Origin of the sequence: Bradyrhizobium sp. SZCCHNR1015, from assembly GCF_032489875.1 — a bacterium.
In the GTDB taxonomy this organism is placed as follows: domain Bacteria; phylum Pseudomonadota; class Alphaproteobacteria; order Rhizobiales; family Xanthobacteraceae; genus Bradyrhizobium.
Window position 1 is genome coordinate 180,178 of sequence record NZ_JAUEYW010000009.1, and the last position, 19,167, is coordinate 199,344.

19 protein-coding genes are annotated in these 19,167 nt (G+C 66.4%); 11 read left to right on the top strand and 8 right to left on the bottom strand.

What is annotated here, in order from left to right; translation table 11 throughout:
• Both QX128_RS17075 and QX128_RS17080 read right to left on the bottom strand, forming a co-directional pair.
• The gene (locus tag QX128_RS17075) at nucleotides 1-1,158 is read right to left on the bottom strand and encodes an HlyD family secretion protein (protein WP_316179190.1); all 1,158 of its coding nucleotides are present in this window, start codon (nucleotides 1,156-1,158) and stop codon (nucleotides 1-3) included.
• Nucleotides 1,151-1,630 (bottom strand): MarR family transcriptional regulator, encoded by a 480-nt coding sequence (locus QX128_RS17080; protein WP_315803810.1) that lies wholly within the window; start codon nucleotides 1,628-1,630, stop codon nucleotides 1,151-1,153. The genes QX128_RS17075 and QX128_RS17080 overlap by 8 nt, the downstream gene beginning before the upstream one ends.
• A 174-nt stretch (nucleotides 1,631-1,804) precedes the next feature.
• Between QX128_RS17080 and QX128_RS17085 the strand changes: the two genes are divergently transcribed.
• From QX128_RS17085 to QX128_RS17105, 5 genes are all read left to right on the top strand, one after another.
• The gene (locus QX128_RS17085) at nucleotides 1,805-2,296 is read left to right on the top strand and encodes a Fur family transcriptional regulator (RefSeq protein ID WP_315751916.1); all 492 of its coding nucleotides are present in this window, start codon (nucleotides 1,805-1,807) and stop codon (nucleotides 2,294-2,296) included.
• 225 nt (nucleotides 2,297-2,521) lie between these two features.
• Nucleotides 2,522-3,475, top strand: a complete 954-nt coding sequence (locus QX128_RS17090; protein ID WP_316179196.1) for a DMT family transporter — start codon at nucleotides 2,522-2,524, stop codon at nucleotides 3,473-3,475.
• Between the two features lie 13 nt (nucleotides 3,476-3,488).
• Nucleotides 3,489-4,778 carry a flavodoxin-dependent (E)-4-hydroxy-3-methylbut-2-enyl-diphosphate synthase gene (gene ispG / locus QX128_RS17095; protein WP_315803808.1) on the top strand — a complete coding sequence of 430 codons (1,290 nt, stop codon included), beginning with the start codon at nucleotides 3,489-3,491 and terminating at the stop codon, nucleotides 4,776-4,778.
• 43 nt (nucleotides 4,779-4,821) lie between these two features.
• On the top strand, nucleotides 4,822-5,079 hold the full coding sequence (locus QX128_RS17100) for a hypothetical protein (RefSeq protein WP_316179199.1): 258 nt from the start codon (nucleotides 4,822-4,824) through the stop codon (nucleotides 5,077-5,079).
• Nucleotides 5,080-5,252: 173 nt separating this feature from the next.
• Nucleotides 5,253-5,765 (top strand): GNAT family protein, encoded by a 513-nt coding sequence (locus QX128_RS17105; protein ID WP_316179201.1) that lies wholly within the window; start codon nucleotides 5,253-5,255, stop codon nucleotides 5,763-5,765.
• Between the two features lie 921 nt (nucleotides 5,766-6,686).
• Here QX128_RS17105 and QX128_RS17110 read toward each other — a convergent pair.
• Nucleotides 6,687-8,294: a Na+/H+ antiporter gene (locus QX128_RS17110; RefSeq protein WP_316179203.1), complete on the bottom strand. Its 1,608-nt coding sequence runs from the start codon at nucleotides 8,292-8,294 to the stop codon at nucleotides 6,687-6,689.
• Between the two features lie 30 nt (nucleotides 8,295-8,324).
• Entirely contained in the window at nucleotides 8,325-8,699 is a 375-nt protein-coding gene (locus QX128_RS17115) for a nuclear transport factor 2 family protein (RefSeq protein WP_315801752.1), read from the bottom strand.
• A gap of 220 nt (nucleotides 8,700-8,919) precedes the next feature.
• Here QX128_RS17115 and QX128_RS17120 point away from each other — a divergent pair, with 220 nt between their 5' ends.
• On the top strand, nucleotides 8,920-10,824 hold the full coding sequence (locus QX128_RS17120; protein ID WP_316238023.1) for a caspase domain-containing protein: 1,905 nt from the start codon (nucleotides 8,920-8,922) through the stop codon (nucleotides 10,822-10,824).
• Here the strand turns inward: QX128_RS17120 and QX128_RS17125 are convergent, their stop codons facing one another.
• Both QX128_RS17125 and QX128_RS17130 read right to left on the bottom strand, forming a co-directional pair.
• Nucleotides 10,825-11,517: a DUF1345 domain-containing protein gene (locus tag QX128_RS17125; RefSeq protein WP_316238024.1), complete on the bottom strand. Its 693-nt coding sequence runs from the start codon at nucleotides 11,515-11,517 to the stop codon at nucleotides 10,825-10,827. It abuts the gene before it with no gap.
• 9 nt (nucleotides 11,518-11,526) lie between these two features.
• Complete coding sequence (locus tag QX128_RS17130) at nucleotides 11,527-12,447, bottom strand: farnesyl diphosphate synthase (protein WP_315801749.1); 921 nt, start codon at nucleotides 12,445-12,447, stop codon at nucleotides 11,527-11,529.
• 187 nt (nucleotides 12,448-12,634) lie between these two features.
• On the opposite strand from QX128_RS17130, the gene mtgA reads away from it, so the two are divergent.
• From mtgA to QX128_RS17145, 3 genes are all read left to right on the top strand, one after another.
• Entirely contained in the window at nucleotides 12,635-13,306 is a 672-nt protein-coding gene (gene mtgA, locus QX128_RS17135) for a monofunctional biosynthetic peptidoglycan transglycosylase (RefSeq protein WP_316179423.1), read from the top strand.
• A 167-nt stretch (nucleotides 13,307-13,473) separates the two neighbouring features.
• A complete protein-coding gene (gene rpmF, locus QX128_RS17140) occupies nucleotides 13,474-13,656 on the top strand; it encodes a 50S ribosomal protein L32 (RefSeq protein ID WP_006610266.1) in 183 nt (60 codons plus the stop codon).
• A 188-nt stretch (nucleotides 13,657-13,844) separates the two neighbouring features.
• Nucleotides 13,845-14,570, top strand: a complete 726-nt coding sequence (locus tag QX128_RS17145; protein WP_316179210.1) for a hypothetical protein — start codon at nucleotides 13,845-13,847, stop codon at nucleotides 14,568-14,570.
• Nucleotides 14,571-14,587: 17 nt separating this feature from the next.
• Here the strand turns inward: QX128_RS17145 and QX128_RS17150 are convergent, their stop codons facing one another.
• Entirely contained in the window at nucleotides 14,588-14,809 is a 222-nt protein-coding gene (locus tag QX128_RS17150) for a hypothetical protein (protein WP_315801747.1), read from the bottom strand.
• 367 nt (nucleotides 14,810-15,176) lie between these two features.
• On the opposite strand from QX128_RS17150, the gene QX128_RS17155 reads away from it, so the two are divergent.
• Complete coding sequence (locus QX128_RS17155) at nucleotides 15,177-16,844, top strand: bifunctional diguanylate cyclase/phosphodiesterase (protein WP_316179424.1); 1,668 nt, start codon at nucleotides 15,177-15,179, stop codon at nucleotides 16,842-16,844.
• A gap of 39 nt (nucleotides 16,845-16,883) precedes the next feature.
• Here QX128_RS17155 and phaR read toward each other — a convergent pair whose 3' ends face one another.
• On the bottom strand, nucleotides 16,884-17,483 hold the full coding sequence (gene phaR / locus QX128_RS17160) for a polyhydroxyalkanoate synthesis repressor PhaR (RefSeq protein WP_257167926.1): 600 nt from the start codon (nucleotides 17,481-17,483) through the stop codon (nucleotides 16,884-16,886).
• Between the two features lie 383 nt (nucleotides 17,484-17,866).
• Here phaR and QX128_RS17165 point away from each other — a divergent pair, with 383 nt between their 5' ends.
• A complete protein-coding gene (locus tag QX128_RS17165) occupies nucleotides 17,867-19,045 on the top strand; it encodes an acetyl-CoA C-acetyltransferase (protein ID WP_315801746.1) in 1,179 nt (392 codons plus the stop codon).
• The last annotated feature ends 122 nt before the right edge of the window (nucleotides 19,046-19,167 follow it).

Below are 19,167 nucleotides of genomic sequence, written 5' to 3' on the forward strand. Positions count from 1 at the left end.
CTACTCGTCCTTGTCCGCCGCGTGCGCCGATCCGAACAGCCCGGCCAGCGAACGCTCATGCCCGGTGTCGATCGAGACGTTGACGCTCATGCCGGCCTTCAGCTTCGCGACGAACTTGTCGGACTTGTCGAAATGGATTCTGACCGGCACGCGCTGCACGACCTTGACGAAATTGCCGGTCGCGTTCTGCGGCGGCAGGATTGCGAACTGCGCGCCGGTGCCCGGCGACAGCGAGCCGACCGTGCCCTTGAAGCGGTGGTTCGGGAACGCGTCGACGTCGAGCTCGACCGGCTGTCCGACCGCGACATAGGTGAAGTCGCTCTCCTTCGGATTGGCGTCGACCCAGGGATTGGCGATGTCGATCACCGAGAAGACCGGCGTGCCCGCGGTGACGAAGCGGCCAAGCTGGATCTGGTCGACCTGCGTGGCGATGCCCGGCATCGGCGCGCGCAAGGTGGTGTGGTCGAGGTCGCGCTGGGCGTCGTCGAGCTTGGCCTTCGCCTGGACATACGGCGGGAACTGCTCCAGCGGCAGCTCGGGATTGCCGAGCAGTTGCGTCCTGGCATTCGACAGCTGCTGCTTGATGAACTGCGCCTGCGCGCTCGCCGTCACCAGCGCGTTCGCGGCGTTGTCGAGGTCGAGCTGCGAGCCGAAATTGTTCTTGGCGAGCGTCTGCTTGCGCTCGACGTCCTTCTGCTTGAGCTCGATGCCCTGCTGGGCGAGGTCGAGCATCTGACCGTAGATCTTGATGTTGGCGGTGAGATTCTCATAGCTCGTCCGCGCCTGCTCCAGCGCCGCCTTGGCCTGGTCGACCGCCAGGCGATAGGGCATGGGGTCGATCTCGAACAGCTCGTCGCCCTTCTGCACCTGCTGGCCTTCCTTGACGACGACCTTGACGATCTTGCCGGAGATATCGGGCGTGATGAGCACCTTCTGGGCGCCGACATAGGCGTCGTCGGTCGTCACGTAGCGGCCGCCATTGAGATACAGCACGAGGCCGCCGATGGCGGCGACGAGCGGCAGCACGACCAGCAGCAAGATGCGGCGGTAGCGGCGCAGGAATCCGGGGCGCGCCGGCTTCGCGGCCGCGGCCGCGGGCGCCGCCGCATCGGGGCTGGCCTTCTGTTCAGGGGCGAGTTTCAGGGCGGGCTCAGCCATAGCGCTGTTCCTTTCGCTGCTCGTCGCACAGCGACTGCAGGGCGTTTCTCACGTTTTCCTTGATGGCTTCGAGATGGGTCATCAGCCGCTCGGCATCACCGGCGCTGATGCCCTGAAGGGCGGTGTCGGTCAGCTCGGCCTTGAGCACGCCGAGCTTGGCGAGCAGCGGGCGGGCGGCCTTCTTCAGATAGAGCCTGTTGACGCGGCGGTCGGTGTCGTCGCCGCGGCGCTCGATCAGCCCGGCTTCGGCGAGCTTGTCGATCAGCCGTGTCAGCGTGATCGGCTGCATCTCCAGCTGCTCGGCCAGCTCCGACTGCTTCATCCCCTCGTTGCGCTCGACCTTGGCCAGCACGGCCCATTGCGCGCGGGTCATGCCGAAGCGCGCGGCCTCCTTGTCGGCATAGGCGCGCATCAGGCGCTGCAGCTCGCCGAGCGTAAACAGGAAGTTGGCGTCCGCGGAGGTGCGGCTCATGGCGGTCTCGATTCGGGATCGGAGGGAACTAAGCTTTGGCTGTAATGAGCCACGGATATAATAAGCAAGCTTATGAATATTTCATGGCCCCGCCGAGCGCACCCGCTCCGCTCAGGATGCATGGCTCGGCCGCGGCCTTTGGCGAGAGCGGCCCGAGATGCTAGATTGTCGCCAATGACCCTCGCAAAACCCACCTTCCCGGCGCCGGACCACGATCATGGCCGCTGCGCGGCCGATGCCTTGGACCATGCCGAGCGCATCTGCGCCCAGCGTGGCCAGAAGTTCACGCCGCAGCGCCGCCAGGTGCTGGAGGCGCTGCTGTCGAGCCACCGGCCGCTCGGCGCCTACGAGATCATCGAGGAACTCGCCAAGGTCGCCGCGCGGCCGGCGCCGATCACGGTCTATCGCGCGCTCGAGTTCCTGATGGCGAACGGCCTGGTGCACCGCATCGAGAGCCGCAACGCCTTCCTCGCCTGCGCCCACGACCATGAGCAGACCGCGCTGGTGGCGTTCCTGATCTGCGAGAGCTGCGGCGCCGTCGGCGAGGTTCCGGCAGCGCCGATCGCGGAAAGCCTGAAGCTGGCTGCCGCGGCATCGGGCTTCACGCCGAAACTGTCGGTCGTCGAGATCACCGGGCTGTGCGCCCATTGCCAGAAGGCGGCGTGAGGTCGGTCACTGGAGCTCAAGTCGCACAGCTGTACACATGTGACCGACCGTCGTATGCGATGACCTTGCCGCGAGGCTGGTGCGCCCCTCTCCCCGCCAGCGGGGCGAGGTGACCAGTGCCGTTGCAGCAGCCACATCAGCCTCGTCTCGGGTGGTTGGCGGCTACGCTGACCGCAGGTTCAATTGCGGTCCAACAAGGAAACGCTTTCGGGAGTCCACGTCCTCGTGTCCGCAACGTCCACCTCGTCAGCCGCGAGCCGGCCCCTTGGCCCCGGCGCCATCGCAGTCATTCTCGTCCTCTGCATCTCCTGGGCCTTCAACCAGATCGCGGTCAAGCTGGCGCTACCGGAGATTCCGCCGATGCTGCAGGCGACCTTGCGCTCGGCCGGGGCGCTGCCCGTCCTCCTGCTCATCGCCCGGGTGCGCGGCGTGAGGATGTTCGAGCGCGACGGCACGCTCGTCCCCGGCCTGATCGCCGGCACGATGTTCGGCGTCGAGTTCGTGCTGATCTATGGCGGATTGCTGCTGACGTCCGCCTCTCGCGCGGTCGTGTTCCTGTACACCGCGCCGTTCTTCGTCGCGCTTGGCTCCTACCGCTTCCTGGGCGAGCGGCTCGGCGCCATGCAATGGTCGGGCTTGGCGCTCAGTTTCGCGGGCGTGGCGCTGGCGATCGGCGTTCCCCAGGCCAATGTCGATCGAACCGTGCTGCTCGGCGACCTCATGGTGGTCGGGGGCGGGTTGCTGTGGGGCGCGACCACGGTCGTCGCAAAAGGCACCCGGCTCCGCTTCGCCCCCCCGGAGAAGGCCCTGTCCTACCAGGTTGCCATGTCGATTCCGATCCTGGGGGCGGCAGCCCTGCTGGCCGGGGAACGGCTCCATCAGGTTCCCAGCCCGTTCGTGATCGGCCTGATGGCCTACCAGTCGATCTGGGTGGTCGGGACCACCTTTACCCTGTGGTTCGCGCTGGTGAAGGCCTATTCGGCCAGCAAATTGTCGGCATTTACCTTCATCACCCCTTTATTCGGGGTGGTGGCGAGCTATTTCATCCTGCATGACGCCCTGACGCTGGCCTTTGGCCTCGCCGCCGTGCTTGTGATCGTTGGGCTTTTTCTCGTAAACCGCCCGAACCGCGTGGTCCTGGCCGCGACTGATCCATTGCTGAATGTCACCAAAACCTGATATCCGAGCGCCCATGAACAAGCCCGAGACACTGACCCAGACCGATGTCGCCGGACCCGCTCCCCGGCATCAGACCACCAAAGTCATGGTCGGCAACGTCGCCGTGGGCGGCGGGGCGCCGATCGTGGTCCAGTCCATGACCAACACCGACACCGCCGATGTCGAGCAGACGGTGGCCCAGGTCGCAGCGCTGGCGCGCGCCGGGTCGGAGATGGTCCGCATCACCGTTGATCGCGACGAGGCCGCCGCCGCGGTCCCGCACATCCGTGAGCAGCTCGACAAGCGCGGCATCACCACGCCCCTGATCGGCGACTTCCACTACATCGGCCACAAGCTGCTGACCGACTATCCCGCCTGCGCCGAGGCGCTGGCGAAATACCGCATCAATCCCGGCAATGTCGGCTTCAAGGACAAGCGCGACACCCAGTTCTCGACCATCATCGAGCTCGCCAACAAATACGGCAAGCCGGTGCGCATCGGCGCCAATTGGGGTTCGCTCGACCAGGAGCTGCTCAGCAAGCTGATGGACGAGAACGCGGCCTCCGCGAACCCGCGCGATGCGCGCGCGGTGATGCGCGAGGCGATGGTGCAGTCGGCGCTGCACTCGGCCGAGCGCGCGCAGGAGCTCGGCATGCCGAAGGACCGCATCATCCTGTCGGCCAAGGTCTCGGCCGTGCAGGACCTGATCGCTGTGTATCAGGACCTCGCCGCGCGCTCCGACTACGCCATCCATCTCGGCCTCACCGAGGCCGGCATGGGCTCGAAGGGCATCGTCGCCTCCTCGGCCGCGCTCGGCATCCTGCTGCAGCAGGGCATCGGCGACACCATCCGCATCTCGCTGACCCCGGAGCCCGGCGGCGACCGCACGCTCGAGGTCCAGGTCGCGCAGGAGCTGCTGCAGACCATGGGCTTCCGCACCTTCGTGCCGCTGGTCGCGGCCTGCCCGGGCTGCGGCCGCACCACCTCGACCACGTTCCAGGAGCTGGCGCGCTCGATCCAGGACTTCATCCGCGAGGAGATGCCGGCCTGGAAGACGCAATATCCGGGCGTGGAAGCGCTCAACGTCGCCGTCATGGGTTGCATCGTCAACGGCCCCGGCGAATCCAAGCACGCCAATATCGGCATCTCGCTGCCCGGCACCGGCGAGGCCCCGGCCGCGCCCGTCTTCGTCGACGGCAAGAAGTTCCGCACCCTGCGCGGTCCGACCATCGCCGCCGACTTCAAGGCGCTGGTGATCGACTACATCGACCAGCGCTACGGCAGCGGAGCCAAGGCTGCGGAAAGCGTGACCGCGGCGGAGTAGGGGCGCCCGGATCTGAATCGGCGGCGCCTCCTGCGTCTCTGGGATGATTGCGCTGTGCTTCATATCGCTGCCCGAGCATCTGCTTATTAGTTTCTCCGTCATGCCCGGGCTTGTCCCGGGCATCCACGTCTTTCCCAGGATGCCGAACGAGGTGGATGGCCGGGACAAGCCCGGCCATGACGATGGGGAAGCAAGCGTGCGCATCATTCAGGTCGCGGCATACGCGTTCGCCGTGGCGCAGGGCGCCGAAAGCACGAGGAAGAGCCGGCAAAGCGACCTCCTCTTCAAAGTGCAACCTTGAGAGCGGCCAGCCCTGCAACCGTCAGCTGCTTGTGCCGCGCGCCTCAGTCTGGAATTTTCATCCGTGGATCAGCCGCTACGCGCCGCTGCCGTGACCGGCACGATCCGCCGGCCACGCCCCACTGCTGCCCGCATGATCAGCACCTTGAGGCCTGCTGAAAAAGGGACGCCTCGATGACTCTCGATATCCGTGAAATGGAGCTCGCCGAGACCTCGCTGGTCATCGACTACTTCTATGCGTCGAGCATCGAGCAGCTCGACCTGATGGGCATCGATCCGACCCGGATGCCGACCAGGGCGGTCTGGAGCAGCCTGTTCAAGACGCTCTACGCGACGCCGCTCGCCGAGCGCGCGGCGCTGCTGGTGATCTGGCGGCTCGACGGCCGGCCGATCGGCTTCTCCAGCTGCGACCGCATCGTCTACGGCAATCGCGCCCACATGCATCTGCACGTCACCGAGCCGGAGCTGCGCGGCCGCGGCCTCGGCGCCGCATGCGTCAGCCGCAGCGTCGACCTGTATTTCGAGAAGCTGCAGCTCAAGCAGTTGTTCTGCGAGCCGCACGCCTACAACACCGCCCCCAACCGCGCGCTGCAGACGGCGGGTTTCCGCTACTTGAAGACCTACAAGACCGTGCCTGGCCCGATGAACTACCACCAGGCGGTGACGCGCTGGATGATCGAGCGGTGAGAGAGGCTGCCACGTTGAGCGCGGTGAGAACCGGCGATGGGCGGCGGATCGGACCACGTGAGACAAGAGCAAGTTTGTTGGCGAGATCTTACCGCGCCAACAGTGTCGTCCCAGCCTTGAGCCGAGACCTATAACCACCGACCTCAGTTGTCGAGCAGGCTGCCGCTGCTTTCTTCGCTATCACCCTGCCCTGTGATTATGGGTCCCGGCTCAAGGCCGGGACGACAGCGGAGGATGTGGTCGGCTATCGGTCATATCGGCCGTTCTTCGCTCGGCAAGCCGCCAGCACTTACGAATCTCAAATTTTGCCCGTCGCGTTACCATGTCGCAGCCGTCAGGCCTTGTGCCGTCGGGCAAATCAGATCGATGTTTCCGCCCGTCCCGCCTCGCTCACGAGGGGCGCTTCGCGGTCGTCACGAACGTGGAGGCGGGATGCGGTGGACGCGACGTGGCGCAGTGAGCTCGGTGCTTGCGGACGAACGTCATGGCGCGGACGGTCAAGTCGCATGGTCCTGACATCCCGATGCTGATGCCAAGCTGGCGGTGATGATCCGCTGGTGACGGGGGCAAGAAAGCCCGGTCCCCGGGGAGAGTGCGAAGCAGCCGTTAAAACCATTGCGCAGGGAGGGCCGGGTCTGTCCGGCTGAACCTGTGGTTCCTGCCGCCTGCATTTTTTTCGCAGGCGGGCCACGGGCCTCAGTCGGGGCCCGGCCTTCCCTGCGCCCTCTGTTGAGAGAGGGCGAGAGAGACATCAATGCTCGGACGCGAAACGCGGGTGCGAGGATGAGATGCTGTGTCTACAATGCTGTGTCTACAAATTCAGTCGCCGTATCTGTACCCCCGCTCCATCCACGTCATTGCGAGCGCAGCTCGCAATGACGGCGTGCGTGTTGATGAGCGATTGCGCTCAACAATCCACTTCTACAACGGCAACTCCCCGTATTCCCGGTTGGCGAGGCTCGCCTCTTCCAGATCCAAATCGCGCTCGATGCGGCGGCGGGTTTCGTCGGTGATCTGGCCGTCGCGGAGCATGACGTGAATGGTCTTGCGTTCCACGCCGATCAGCTCGCGGGTCAGCTCGATGCCGAGCGCGGAGGCGTCGTATTCGTCGGCGTCGAACGCGGCCGGCAGCTGGTTGACGCGGACCTCGTGTCGAGCGCGCAGCAGCCGCATGACCTCGTCGGACACCTCGCGGTCGCTGGTCATCATCTCCAGCGACTTCAGCGCCCGGTCGAGCCCCTCGCGCCGTGCCGCAATCTCCTGCTCGTGCTCTCGCACATGCTCGGCGCGTCCGGTGTTGGAGACGCCGAGCAGGCGCACGACGATCGGCAGGGTCAGGCCGAGGCCGATCAAGGTGAAGAAGATCACGCCGAAGGCGATGAACAGGATCTCGTCGCGATAGGGAAAGGCTTCACCGGTCGAGAGCGTGAGCGGCAGCGCCAGCGCGGTGGCGAGCGAGACCGTGCCGCGGACCCCGGTGAAGCCGATGATGAAGGTCTGCTGCCACGGCGGCAGCGGATCCCTGGCGCGCAGCGAGGGGCTCAGCACGCGTGGCAGGATGGTTGCCGGAAAGGTCCAGGCGAAGCGTGCGATCACGACGATCGCGACCACGAGCGCGGTGGCGATCATGATTTCGTCGAGCGGGAACGCCTTCGACTTCTCGTAGATCAGCCGCATCTGGAAGCCGGTCAAGAGGAACAGCATGCCCTCGATCAGGTAGACGACGAGGTCCCAGAAGAACACGCCCTGCAGGCGGGTCGCGGAGGAGATCCAGAGCGGCCCGTTCCAGCTCATATAGAGCCCGCAGGCGACCGTCGCGATCACGCCGGAGCCGCCGACATGCTCGGGGATCCAGTAGGCGAGATAGGGTGTCAGCAGCGACAGCGTGATCTCGACCTGCGGATCCCGGGCGTAGTGGCGGGCGCGCAGCATCAGCCAGCCGACGCCGATGCCGAACGCGATCTCGCCGACCACGATCAGGCCGAACTCGCCGGCCGCGACCGGAAAGGAGAAGGCGCCGGTGGTGATGGCGGCTACGGCGAAGCGATAGAGGATCAGCGCCGTCGCGTCATTGGCGAGGCCCTCGCCTTCGAGGATGACCATCACCCGGCGCGGCAGGTGCAGCCGCCGGGCGATGGCGAGCGGCGCCACGACGTCGGGCGGCGCCACGATGGCGCCGAGCAGGAAGCCGAGGCTCCAGGGCAGGCCGAGAAGATAGTGGGTCGCGATCGCCACCATGGAGGCGGTGAAGATCACGCAGCCGACCGCGAGCAGCACGATCGGCCGCAGATTGCGCTTGAACTCGCGCCAGCTCATCGCGACGCTCGACGAATAGATCAGCGGCGGCAACACCACCAGCAGCACCAACTCCGGCGGCAGCGCGAAGGCGGGCATGCCCGGCACGAAGGCCAGCGCGATGCCGGCGAGCATCAGCAGGATCGCCGGCGCCAGGTTGGCTCGCCGTGCAAGAAGGGCGGTTCCCGCCAGCACGGCCAGCAGGATCAGGAAGGTCTGAAAATGGGCTTCCATTTGAAACAGCCGGGCGTCCTTGCGCCGGCCTCAATCCCGGAGGTCGTAGCGGTAGGACTTCGACACGATCTGCCAGCCGTCCTTCAGCTTCATCGCCACCAGGTAATCGGTGAAATAGCGCGGCGGCAGCTGGCAGCGCACCTTGATGAAGGCGGTCTTGTCGTCCGAACGGTCGATGGTGACGATGAAGTCCTCGCGCGGCTTGCCTTCGCCCTTGGCGGAGGGGCGCTTGCGCACCCAGGCCAGCCAGTCCGGCACCGTGAGGATCTTGAGCTCGCCGTTGTCGACCCAGCGCAGGTCCGCGGTGGGGTGGAACACGGCGCCGAGCTTGTCGGCGTCGCCCTCGTAGAGCGCGTCGAAATAGCCCTGCACGACGGCCTCGACGGTGGAACGGTCTGCGCTCATGGCCAACTCCCTGGGGAACCGCGGACAAACAAGGATCGCATTTTCGATGCAAAACGGGGCTTGGCAAGCCATGAACTGCGGATGATGCTCCGTCGACAGAAATATCGTGGCCCAGGCGGGATGTCCCCGGACCGAACCTTGCGTGATCCCGGTCACAAGCCGAACGGCCGCAATCTGCTAGCAGACCGAGCATGTTTCCCAGGGCTATGGGGTAGATACGATGTCGTGGTCAGTTCGATTGGGCGGTTTTCTCATGGCGGCAGCGCTGCTGCTGGCCGGCCACCCGGCAATGGCGGAGAAGCGGGTGGCGCTCGTCATCGGCAACTCCGCCTATCAGAACGTGCCGCAACTGACGAACCCGGTCAATGACGGCGCGGTCATGACGGCGACCTTCAAGAGCGCGGGCTTCGATGTCGTCGATTACCGGCGCGATCTCACCGCGCGGGAGACGCGCCGGGCACTGCGCGATTTCGCCGATGCCGCCCGCGATGCCGATATCGCGGTGGTCTACTACGCCGGCCACGGCATGGAGGTCGAAGGGTCGAACTATCTGATCCCGATCGACGCCCGGCTCGAGCGCGACACCGATGTCTACGACGAGACGCTGTCGCTCGACCGCATTCTGGTTGCCGTCGAGCCGGCGAAGAAGCTGCGCCTCGTCATTCTCGATGCCTGCCGTGACAACCCGTTCACCCGCAACATGCAGCGGACGGTGGCGACCCGCAGCCTCGGCCGCGGCCTCGCCAAGGTCGAGCCGACCAGCCCGAACACGCTGATCGCCTATTCCGCCAAGGCCGGTTCGACGGCGCAGGACGGCGACGGCAAGAACTCACCGTTCACCTTGGCGCTGTCGCGGCACATCGCGACGCCCGGGCTCGACGTCCGCAAGGCGTTCGGCTTCGTCCGCGACGAGGTGTTGAAGGCGACCGCCAACCGCCAGGAACCGTTCGTGTACGGCTCGCTCGGCGGCGAGGACGTGCCGCTGGTTCCCGGCGTGCCGCGCGTCGTGACGCAGATGCCGGTGACGCCGCCGCCGAACCCTCAGGCCGACATCCGGCGCGATTACGAGCTCGCGATGCAGGTCGGCAACAAGGGCGCGCTGAACGCCTTCCTGGCGCAGTACCCCGACGGTTTCTATGCGAGCCTCGCCAAGCTGCAGCTCGAAAAGCTGACCGCCGAGGAGAACCGCGTGGTCGCCGCCGAGAAAGCCCGCGCGACCGAGGCCGAGCGGGCGCGGCTCGCCGCCGAGGGCGCGCGCAAGGAGACGCTCGCCAAGGCGGAGGCCGAGGCCAAGGCCGCGGAGCAGGCGCGGATCGCAGCCGAGAAGGCCACGCAGCTCGCGCAGCAGCAGGCGGCCGAAGCCGAGAAGAAGCGCGGGGACCAGCAGCTCGCGGCGGTCGACAATCCGCGCGCGGCGACCTCGTCCGGCACGCCGACGGCCGCAGCGCCGCAGCAGGGGCCGCAGGTGGCCGCGCTGACCCCGGCCGCGCAGCCCGCCGATCTCACCAAGTCGGTGCAGCTCGAGCTGCGCCGGGTCGGCTGCCTCACCGAGGATGCCGATGGCGACTGGGGCTCGGCCTCGCGCCGCTCGCTGTCGCAGTTCAACCGCTATGCCGGCACCAAGCTCGACACCCAGGCGGCATCGGCCGATGCGCTCCAGGCGATCAAGCTCAAGCAGGCGCGGGTGTGCCCCCTGGTCTGCCAGCATGGCAGCAAGCCGGACGGCGACCGCTGCACCCGCATCGTCTGTGCCGAAGGCTCGTTCGTCAACGACGACAATGAATGCGAGAAGCGGCGCGACCGGAAGCCGGTCGCCAAGCGCGACAGCAGCGGCGACGAGGATGTGCCGTCGCGCCGCCGCGGCCGTGCGGCACCGGACGCCGGCCTGCCGATGCCGGCTCCCGGTACGGGCGTCGGGGTGGGGATCGGAGGTGGTGGCGGTCTCGGCATCGGGGCGGCCCAGGGCTACACCAGGCCGCAGACGCAGGCGGCCCGGCCCGCGAAGTCGGGCGGGCAGATCTATTGCGACGCCTATCTGTGCCGCACCGTCCGGCCCGGCTGCCGGCTCGAATATCGCGGCGGCGGCGGGCCGGCCAACAATGCCAGCGTCGAGGTATGCAACTGATCAGGAGGAGATCGCGCTGGCGGCGATGTTGACCATCAGGGCGACCAGCGCGGTGTTGTAGACGAACGAGATGATGCCGTGGACGGTCGCGGTGCGGCGGATGATCTTGTCGGTGATGCCGACGTCGGAGACCTGGGCGGTCATGCCGATGATGAAGGAGAAGTAGACGAAGTCCCAGTAGTCGGCGTGCTCGTCTTTGTCGCCGCTGGGGAATTGCAGGCCCCCAGGCTTGGCGCCGCGGTAATAATCATGGGCGTAGTGCAGGGCGAAGGTCGCATGCACCGCGGCCCAGGACAGCGAGACGGTGAGCAGCGCCAGCGTCAGCGCCGGAGCATCGCGCTTTGAGGCGCCGAGTTCGAGCACGATCGCGGCGATGCTGGCGAAGGCGCCGAGCGCCGTGACCAGCAGGATCACGAAGCGGCCGTCGTCCTGCATGATCGCCTTGCGGCGGATGTGCTGATGCTCGCTGCGCAGCATCATCACCGCGACCAGCACGAGGTAGATCGTGGTGAAGATGTCCCAGCCGATCAGCAGCCGCGTGATCAGGCGGAGTGCCGGCGGCAGCAGGAAGAACGCGACGATCGCGATGCCCAGCGCGATGAAGGTGCGCGGCCGCGCATAGATGACGCGCAGCGCAGCCGGCAGCCTTGCAAAGCGGGCGAGGTCCGGATCGTCAGGATGGACTCCGGCCAACGCCCCGCCTCAGCTCTTGCGCTCGGCGACGAAGTGGGCGGCGGCGCGCAGCACATCGCCCTTGGCGCCGAAGATCGACAGCGCGGCGTCGCCGCGGGCGAGCAGGTCGCGGACGCGCTGCCTGGCGCCCTCGATGCCGAGCTGGGTGACGAAGGTGGTTTTGCCGAGCTCGGCGTCGGCGCCGGCCGGCTTGCCGAGCGTCGCCGCATCGCCCTCGACGTCGAGCAGGTCGTCGGCGATCTGGAAGGCCTCTCCGAGCGCGCGGCCGTAATCGTCGAGCGCCTGGTACTCGGCCGCCGAGGCCTGACCGAGCAGGGCGCCGGCGATGCAGCCGAAGCGGAGCAGGGCGCCGGTCTTCATCTGCTGAACGCGGGCGACGTCGACCGGGCCGCTGTCGCCGAACCGGCCTTCGCCGGCGAGGTCGAGGATCTGGCCGCCGGCCATGCCGCCGACACCGGCGCAGCGGGCCAGCGCCCGGGTCAAAGCGAGGCGGACGCCGGCATCGGGATGAATCTCGTCGCGGGTGATGATGTCGAAGGCGATGGTCAGCAGGGCGTCACCGGCCAGGATCGCGGTGGCGTCGTCATAGGCCTTGTGCAGCGTGGGGCGGCCGCGGCGCAGATCGGAATTGTCCATCGCCGGCAGGTCGTCATGGATGAGGGAGTAGCAGTGGATGCATTCGAGTGCGGCGCCGGCCATCAGCGCGCCCCGGCGCGGGACGCCGAACACGGCGGCGCTCTCGACCACCAGGAACGGGCGCAGCCGCTTGCCGCCGTTCAGGCTGGAATAGCGCATCGATTCGATCAGCCGCTTCGGCCTGATGATCTCGTCGGCCATCGGCGCATCGGACAGGAGCTCCCCGAGCAGCGCTTCGGTCTCCTCCGCGGTCTTGTCCAGGCGTTGGGTGAAGTCGGTGGCCGTCGCAGTCATTTAAGAAGAGCTCCAGGGAGGCGAAATTCGCCGGACAATCGTTGATGGCGGCGACTTCGTCAATTGCCGGGGCGGTGGCGGCTTTCAGCCGCAACGGCGGAAAAAAGCAGGAAACCACATCGAGATGTCGGATAATCCCGGCCAACTGGCCGCCCCCACGGCGGTCCCAACCGAGCGGCGCCTGCCCTTGCGTACCGTCAGAACCCTCCTCGTGATCGCCGTGCTGGTGCTGCTCGTGCCCTACGCGCTGACGCCGTTCTATGCCGTGGGCCACCCGGTCTCGACCCTGATGCTGTGGCGGTCGGTGACGGGGCAGCCGGTGACGCGGCACTGGATCGACCTCTCGGCGATGTCGCCGTATCTGCCGCGCTCGGTGGTGGCGGCGGAGGATGCCAAATTCTGCAGCCATCACGGCATCGACTGGGGCGCGCTGCGCGAGGTCATGGACGATGCCGAGGACGGCGAGGTCAGCCGCGGCGGCTCGACCATCACCCAGCAGGTCGCCAAGAACCTGTTCCTGTGGCAGGGCCGCAGCTATGTCCGCAAGGCGCTGGAACTGCCGCTGGCGCTGTGGATCGACCTCGTCCTCGGCAAGCGGCGCATCCTCGAAATCTACCTCAACATCGCCGAGCTCGGCCCGTCCGGCCAGTTCGGCGCCGAAGCCGGCGCGAATTACGCCTTCAACCGCTCGGCCGCGGGGCTCGGCCCGCGCGAGGCGGCGCTGATGGCCTCGATCCTGCCGAACCCGGTCCGGCGCAGTGCCCGCACGCCCGGCCCCGGCGTGAGACGGCTGTCCGCAACCTATATGATGCGGGCGCAGTCCTCCGGCCTGCAGACCTGTTGGGGGGAGCGGCGGTAAGGTCCGAGCGGCGCAATTTTGGCCAAAAATGCCTCGGAGAGCCCTAGCCATGCCGCACCCCTTCCTCTATAAGCGCGGCCTTGATCGGCATCCGGGCTCGCCAGCTTCATGGCTGCAGCCGTCCTTTGCGGACGATGCCTTGCAAAAATACCCTAGAGGATACCGATATGGCCGTCCCCAGAAGAAAAACTTCGCCGTCGCGCCGCGGCATGCGCCGCTCGGCTGACGCGATCAAGAAGCCGACCTATGTCGAGGACAAGGATTCCGGCGAGCTGCGTCGTCCGCACCACCTGGACCTGAAGACCGGCATGTACAAGGGCCGCCAGGTCCTGAAGAAGAAAGACGCCTGATTGTCCGCGCGGGCCGCTTTCCAAGCCGCCCGAATTCGGCCATCGATGGGGTTGAAAGCGGTCCCGTGCGACGTGATTCGCCGGGACCGTTGCGTATCTGTGCCGCGTGATCCCGTCTCGCTGTCATCTTCTTCGCACCGATTGATTTTGCGCCGGGCCGCCGCCCGCGCCATCCAAGGCTTCAACCGATGTCCATGGTCGGTTTCCCGCTGCTGCTGATCCCGCTGGCGATCTACAACATGATCGTCTTCCTGATGCCGGGGGTCGCCTTCAGCGAGACGCTGCTGCGCCTTCAGCTTCCGTCCGGCGAGCTCTGGACGATCTCGCTCGGCGACATGCTGCTGGCCCTGGGCGTGCTGCTGCTGCTGCTTGAGATCATCAAGGCGGCGAAGCCGAACGGCAAATATCTCACCGACCACCTGCTGTCGTTGCTGGTCTTCGGCGGCGCCGCCGCCGAATTCGCGATGTGGCAGAAGTTCGGGAACTCGACCTTCCTGCTGCTGACCCTGCTGGCGATGGTCGATTTTTTCAGCGGAGTCTCGCTGCGCACCAAGCGCGCCGCCCGCGCCGTCGTCGCAGCCCCCGCACCCATGCCGGCTCCCGTCGAAGCGCCCGTGGCGGATCCAGAACCTGAGCCTGTCGAAGAGCCTGCCCGGGAAGCGGTCAAAGAACCGACCAAGACGGAAATTCAGGAGCCGGAGGTCCAGCACGCGGACGCTGCTGCACCCGTCGTTCAAGAGCCGACCGATGCGGTGCCGGCGGCTGCTTCGGTCGCCGAATCCGTCCTGCTCGACCGCTCGGTCCCTCGGCCGGCTCCCGCGCCGACGACCGGCTGGGTCGCGGAGCCGAAGGAGGCCGAGGCCGCTGCTCCGACCGCTTCTGAGCCGCCCAAGCCCGAGACGCTGAAGCCCTGAGACGCAGGAGCGCGCGCTTAGATCATTTCTCGGGTCCGGCCGCCGGCACGCGTGACCGGCTGAAGCCTCGCCGCATAGGCACTGTGGACGTCGGCAGCGGCCGCGCGCCTGAGCGTGCGGGTCTGCGGCAGCTGCTCGGCGGTCGCGATCAGATGGGTCACGAAGCCGGCATCGGGGCGGGCTGCGCGAATGATCCGCGCGCGACGGTCATGGCTCGCATCGCTCGGCAGCAGCGTCACCGAGCGGGAGGTCTCCTCCAACCCGTCCAGGCGACCGCCGTCCTGATCAATCGTTAACATTGTCCAACCATCGCCGGCGCGATTGTCACGTTCTGGGACGCCGGTACCTTTCGCTCCTCGATCTCGCAAAAGCAATGCCGTCCCAAGCGTCGCTGGGCGCTGCATGTTCCAAACATGGTTGACGCGTCTCGGACACGCGCTCGTCGCCTCGGCATGCTCTCCGTTAACCAGAGATGCGTAGTCTGATTCGCGAAGTCGGCCGCCGCCGCTCGCGCGGGTACGCGTCGGCCGTTCCCAAATCAGCGCCGGTCCTGCCGGCCTGTGCCGAAACGAGGCGACCTTGACATCCGAATTGCCACAGACCGCGATGATCCTGGCGTCCCTGGGCCAAGCCGCCTTCGTCTGGGATCTGGCAAGCGACGTGATCGTCTGGAGCGATCACGTCGGGGCGGTGTTTGCCGATGTTCCGTTGCCGCAGCTCTGCAATGGGGCCGAGTTCAGCAAGCTGATCGAGCCGGACCGCGGCATCCGCACTGAGATCATGCTCCAGACGGCACCGCTATACGGCGCCAGCGGCACGCCGTACCGGATCGAATATGGCGTGCGCACCCACGCCGGGGCGCCGCTGATCTGGGTCGAGGAAACCGGCTGCTGGTTCGCAGGCTCCGACGGGCGGCCGGCCCGCGCCCAGGGCATCGTCCGGATCAACAACGAGCGCCACGCCCGCGAGGAGCAACTGCTCAAGCTGTCACGGCACGATCCGCTGACCGGCGAGCTGAACCGGACGCATCTGCTGGCGACGCTTGCCGAGGTGATCGAGGAGGCGCAGCGGTTCCGCTTCTCCTGCGCCTTCATGCTGGTCGGCATCGATCATCTCGCGCGCATCAACGACGCCTTCGGCTTCGACGTCGCCGACGGCGTCGTGCTGGAGATCGCGCAGCGCATCCGGGGCCGGCTCCGTGGTGGCGACACGCTCGGGCGGTTCTCGGGCAACAAGTTCGGGTTGATCCTGAAGAACTGTACGATGGACGACATGACCACCGCCGCCGAGCGCTTTCTCGCGACCGTGCGCGACGAGGTGGTGCCGACCAAGTCAGGTCCGGTCGCCGTCACCGCGACGATCGGCGCAGTGAGTGTTCCCCGTCACGCCCGCTCGGTCGAGGAAGCGGTCAACCGCGCCCATGAGACGCTCGACGCCGCCAAGCGCCGCCGCATCGGATCGTTCTCGACCTGGCGGCCGAACGTGGAGCGCGACGCGCAGCGCAAGGTCAACATCCGCGTCACCGACGAGATCGTGACGGCGCTCAATGAGCGGCGCATCGTCACGGCGTTCGAGCCGGTGGTGAATGCCAACACGCTTGCGCCCGCCTTCTATGAATGTCTGGTGCGGATGCGCCAGGATGACGGCCGGGCCTTGCTGGCGCCGGACGTCGTCCCGGTCGCCGAACGGCTCGGATTGATCCGTCTGGTCGATCACCGCATTCTGGAGCTGGTGGTGGCTGAGCTCGCGAGCACGCCCGACGTCACCCTGAGCCTCAACATCTCGCCTGAGACCACCATGGATCCGGACTGGTGGGCCTCGATCGAATCCATGATGCGCGCCCATCCTGGGGTCGCCGAACGGCTGATCGTCGAGATCACCGAGACGGTCGAGATCCAGGACGTCGACGATCTCCGCGGCTTCGTGACGCGGCTGAAGGATCTCGGCAGCCGAATCGCCATCGATGATTTCGGCGCCGGGCACACCTCGTTCCGCAATCTGCGCAAGCTCGGCGTCGACATCGTCAAGATCGACGGCGCCTTCGTGCAGAATCTCGTGCGCTCGGCTGACGACCGCGCCTTCGTCCAGACGCTGGTCGAGCTGGCGCGACGGCTGCAGATCAAGACGGTCGCGGAATGGGTGCAGGACGAGGCGTCGGTCGCGCTGCTGCGCGACTGGGGCTGCGATTACATCCAGGGCCGGGTGATCGGCCTCGCCTCGGTCGATCGGCCGTGGATCGAGCACGGCAGGGCAGAATTGCCGGCGGCGAGCTGATCAGCCGCCGGCCTCCAATCGCGGATCAAGCGGCAAGCGTCAGCCTTGCTGCTCGTCCTTCTTCGGCTCCGACATGCGGTCGAGCCGGTCCTGCATTTCCTTCATCTGGCGGCGCAGCTCGTCGATGTTGTCGTCGGCGGCGGCAGCAGCGGGCTCGGCGGCCTTCTCCTCGGCGCGGACCGCACCAGGCGCGAACGGCTTGAACATCGAGAAGGTCTGCTGGAACAGCTCCATGTTGCGGCGCACCTGCTCCTCGAGCGGCGCGAACGGCGTCCCGCTGAAGGTGTCGGCGATCTGCTTGCGGAACTTCTCCTGCTCCTTGGTCAGTGTGTCGATCGACTGCTCCAGGTATTTTGGTACCACCATCTGCATGCTGTCGCCGTAGAAGCGGATCAACTGGCGCAGGAATGTGGTGGGCAGCAGGTTCTGTCCCGCCTTGTTCTCCTGCTCGAAGATGATCTGGGCGAGCACGGACCGGGTGATGTCGTCGCCGGTCTTGGCGTCGTAGACCAGGAAATCCTCCCCGTTCTTAACCATCGAGGCCAGATCTTCGAGGGTCACGTAGGTACTCGTCCCGGTATTGTAGAGCCGCCGGTTCGCGTATTTCTTGATCGTGGTGGGTTGGTCAGATTTCGCCATGAGCTCACACATGCAAACCGAGAACAGGGAACCCGGCGGCGTCGCCGCAGGGCGAAGAGCTACGCAATGCAATAACGTAATCACTTTCGGGCGAGTTCGGCTACGGTTTTGTGCGGAACGGTTAATCCCGCAGCAGAATTCCTGCTCACGAAACCGCCAAGCGTGCCAATTTGAATGCGCCGCAACAGGAATCGCTGATGCCGCCAATTGACATGTCGCAACGACGTTAACAGGATGAAGTGCGAAGGTTGCGCATCTGCCAATCCGAGGCTTGCGGACGGCCGGCGCGACCGTGAACGAAGAAATTCGGTTTGATTTCAAATACGCCCGATCTCTCAAGCCCTCGTTTCCACGTCCAAGATCAAGAACCCCAGGAGATGCTCATGTCAGACGATGTCGTCATCGTCAGCGCCGCCCGCACCGCGGTTGGAAGTTTCAACGGTGCCTTCGCCAGTGTCCCGGCCCATGAGCTGGGTGCGGTGGCCATCAAGGCCGCGCTGGAGCGCGCCGGTGTCGAGCCCGGCCGCGTCTCGGAGGTCATCATGGGCCAGATCCTGACTGCGGCGCAGGGCCAGAACCCGGCGCGCCAGGCCTCGATCGCCGCCGGCATTCCAGTCGAGAGCCCGGCCTGGGGCATCAACCAGCTGTGCGGCTCCGGCCTGCGCTCCGTTGCGCTCGGCTATCAGGCGCTCGTCAATGGCGACTCCGACATCGTGGTCGCCGGCGGCCAGGAGTCGATGAGCATGGCGGCGCATGCGCAATATCTGCGCGCCGGCGTGAAGATGGGCTCGCTCGATCTGGTCGACACGATGATCAAGGACGGCCTGTGGGACGCCTTCAATGGCTATCACATGGGCAACACCGCCGAGAACGTTGCGAAGCAATATCAGATCACGCGTGCGCAGCAGGACGAGTTCGCCGTTGCATCGCAGAACAAGGCCGAGGCGGCTCAGAAGGCCGGCAGGTTCAAGGACGAGATCGCGCCCGTGACGGTGAAGAGCCGCAAGGGCGACACTGTGGTCGACACCGACGAATATCCGCGTCATGGCGCGACGATCGAGGCCATGGCCAAGTTGCGCGCGGCCTTCGAGAAGGACGGCACGGTCACAGCCGGCAACGCGTCGGGCATCAATGACGGCGCAGCGGCCGTGGTGCTGATGACCGCCAAGCAGGCGGCCAAGGAAGGCAAGACCCCGCTCGCGCGGATCGTGTCCTGGGGCCAGGCCGGCGTCGATCCGAAGGTCATGGGCACCGGCCCGATCCCGGCGTCGCGCACGGCGCTGAAGAAGGCCGGTTGGAACATCGCCGACCTCGACCTGATCGAAGCCAACGAGGCGTTCGCCGCGCAGGCCTGTGCCGTGAACAAGGACCTCGGCTGGGATCCGGCCAAGGTCAACGTCAACGGCGGCGCGATCGCGATCGGCCATCCGATCGGCGCATCCGGCGCGCGCGTGCTCGTGACCCTGCTGCATGAGATGCAGAAGCGCGACGCTAAGAAGGGCCTCGCGACGCTGTGCATCGGTGGCGGCATGGGCATCGCGCTGTGCGTCGCACGCGACTAAAAAGCCGGCAGTGACTGCGAACCGTTCAGTCTTCGCAATCGCGTCCAGCTCAACTAAAGATCAACGCCCGGCGATCTCGCCGGGCGTTTTGTTCTTGATGTCCGTCAAACACGTCGCATAAT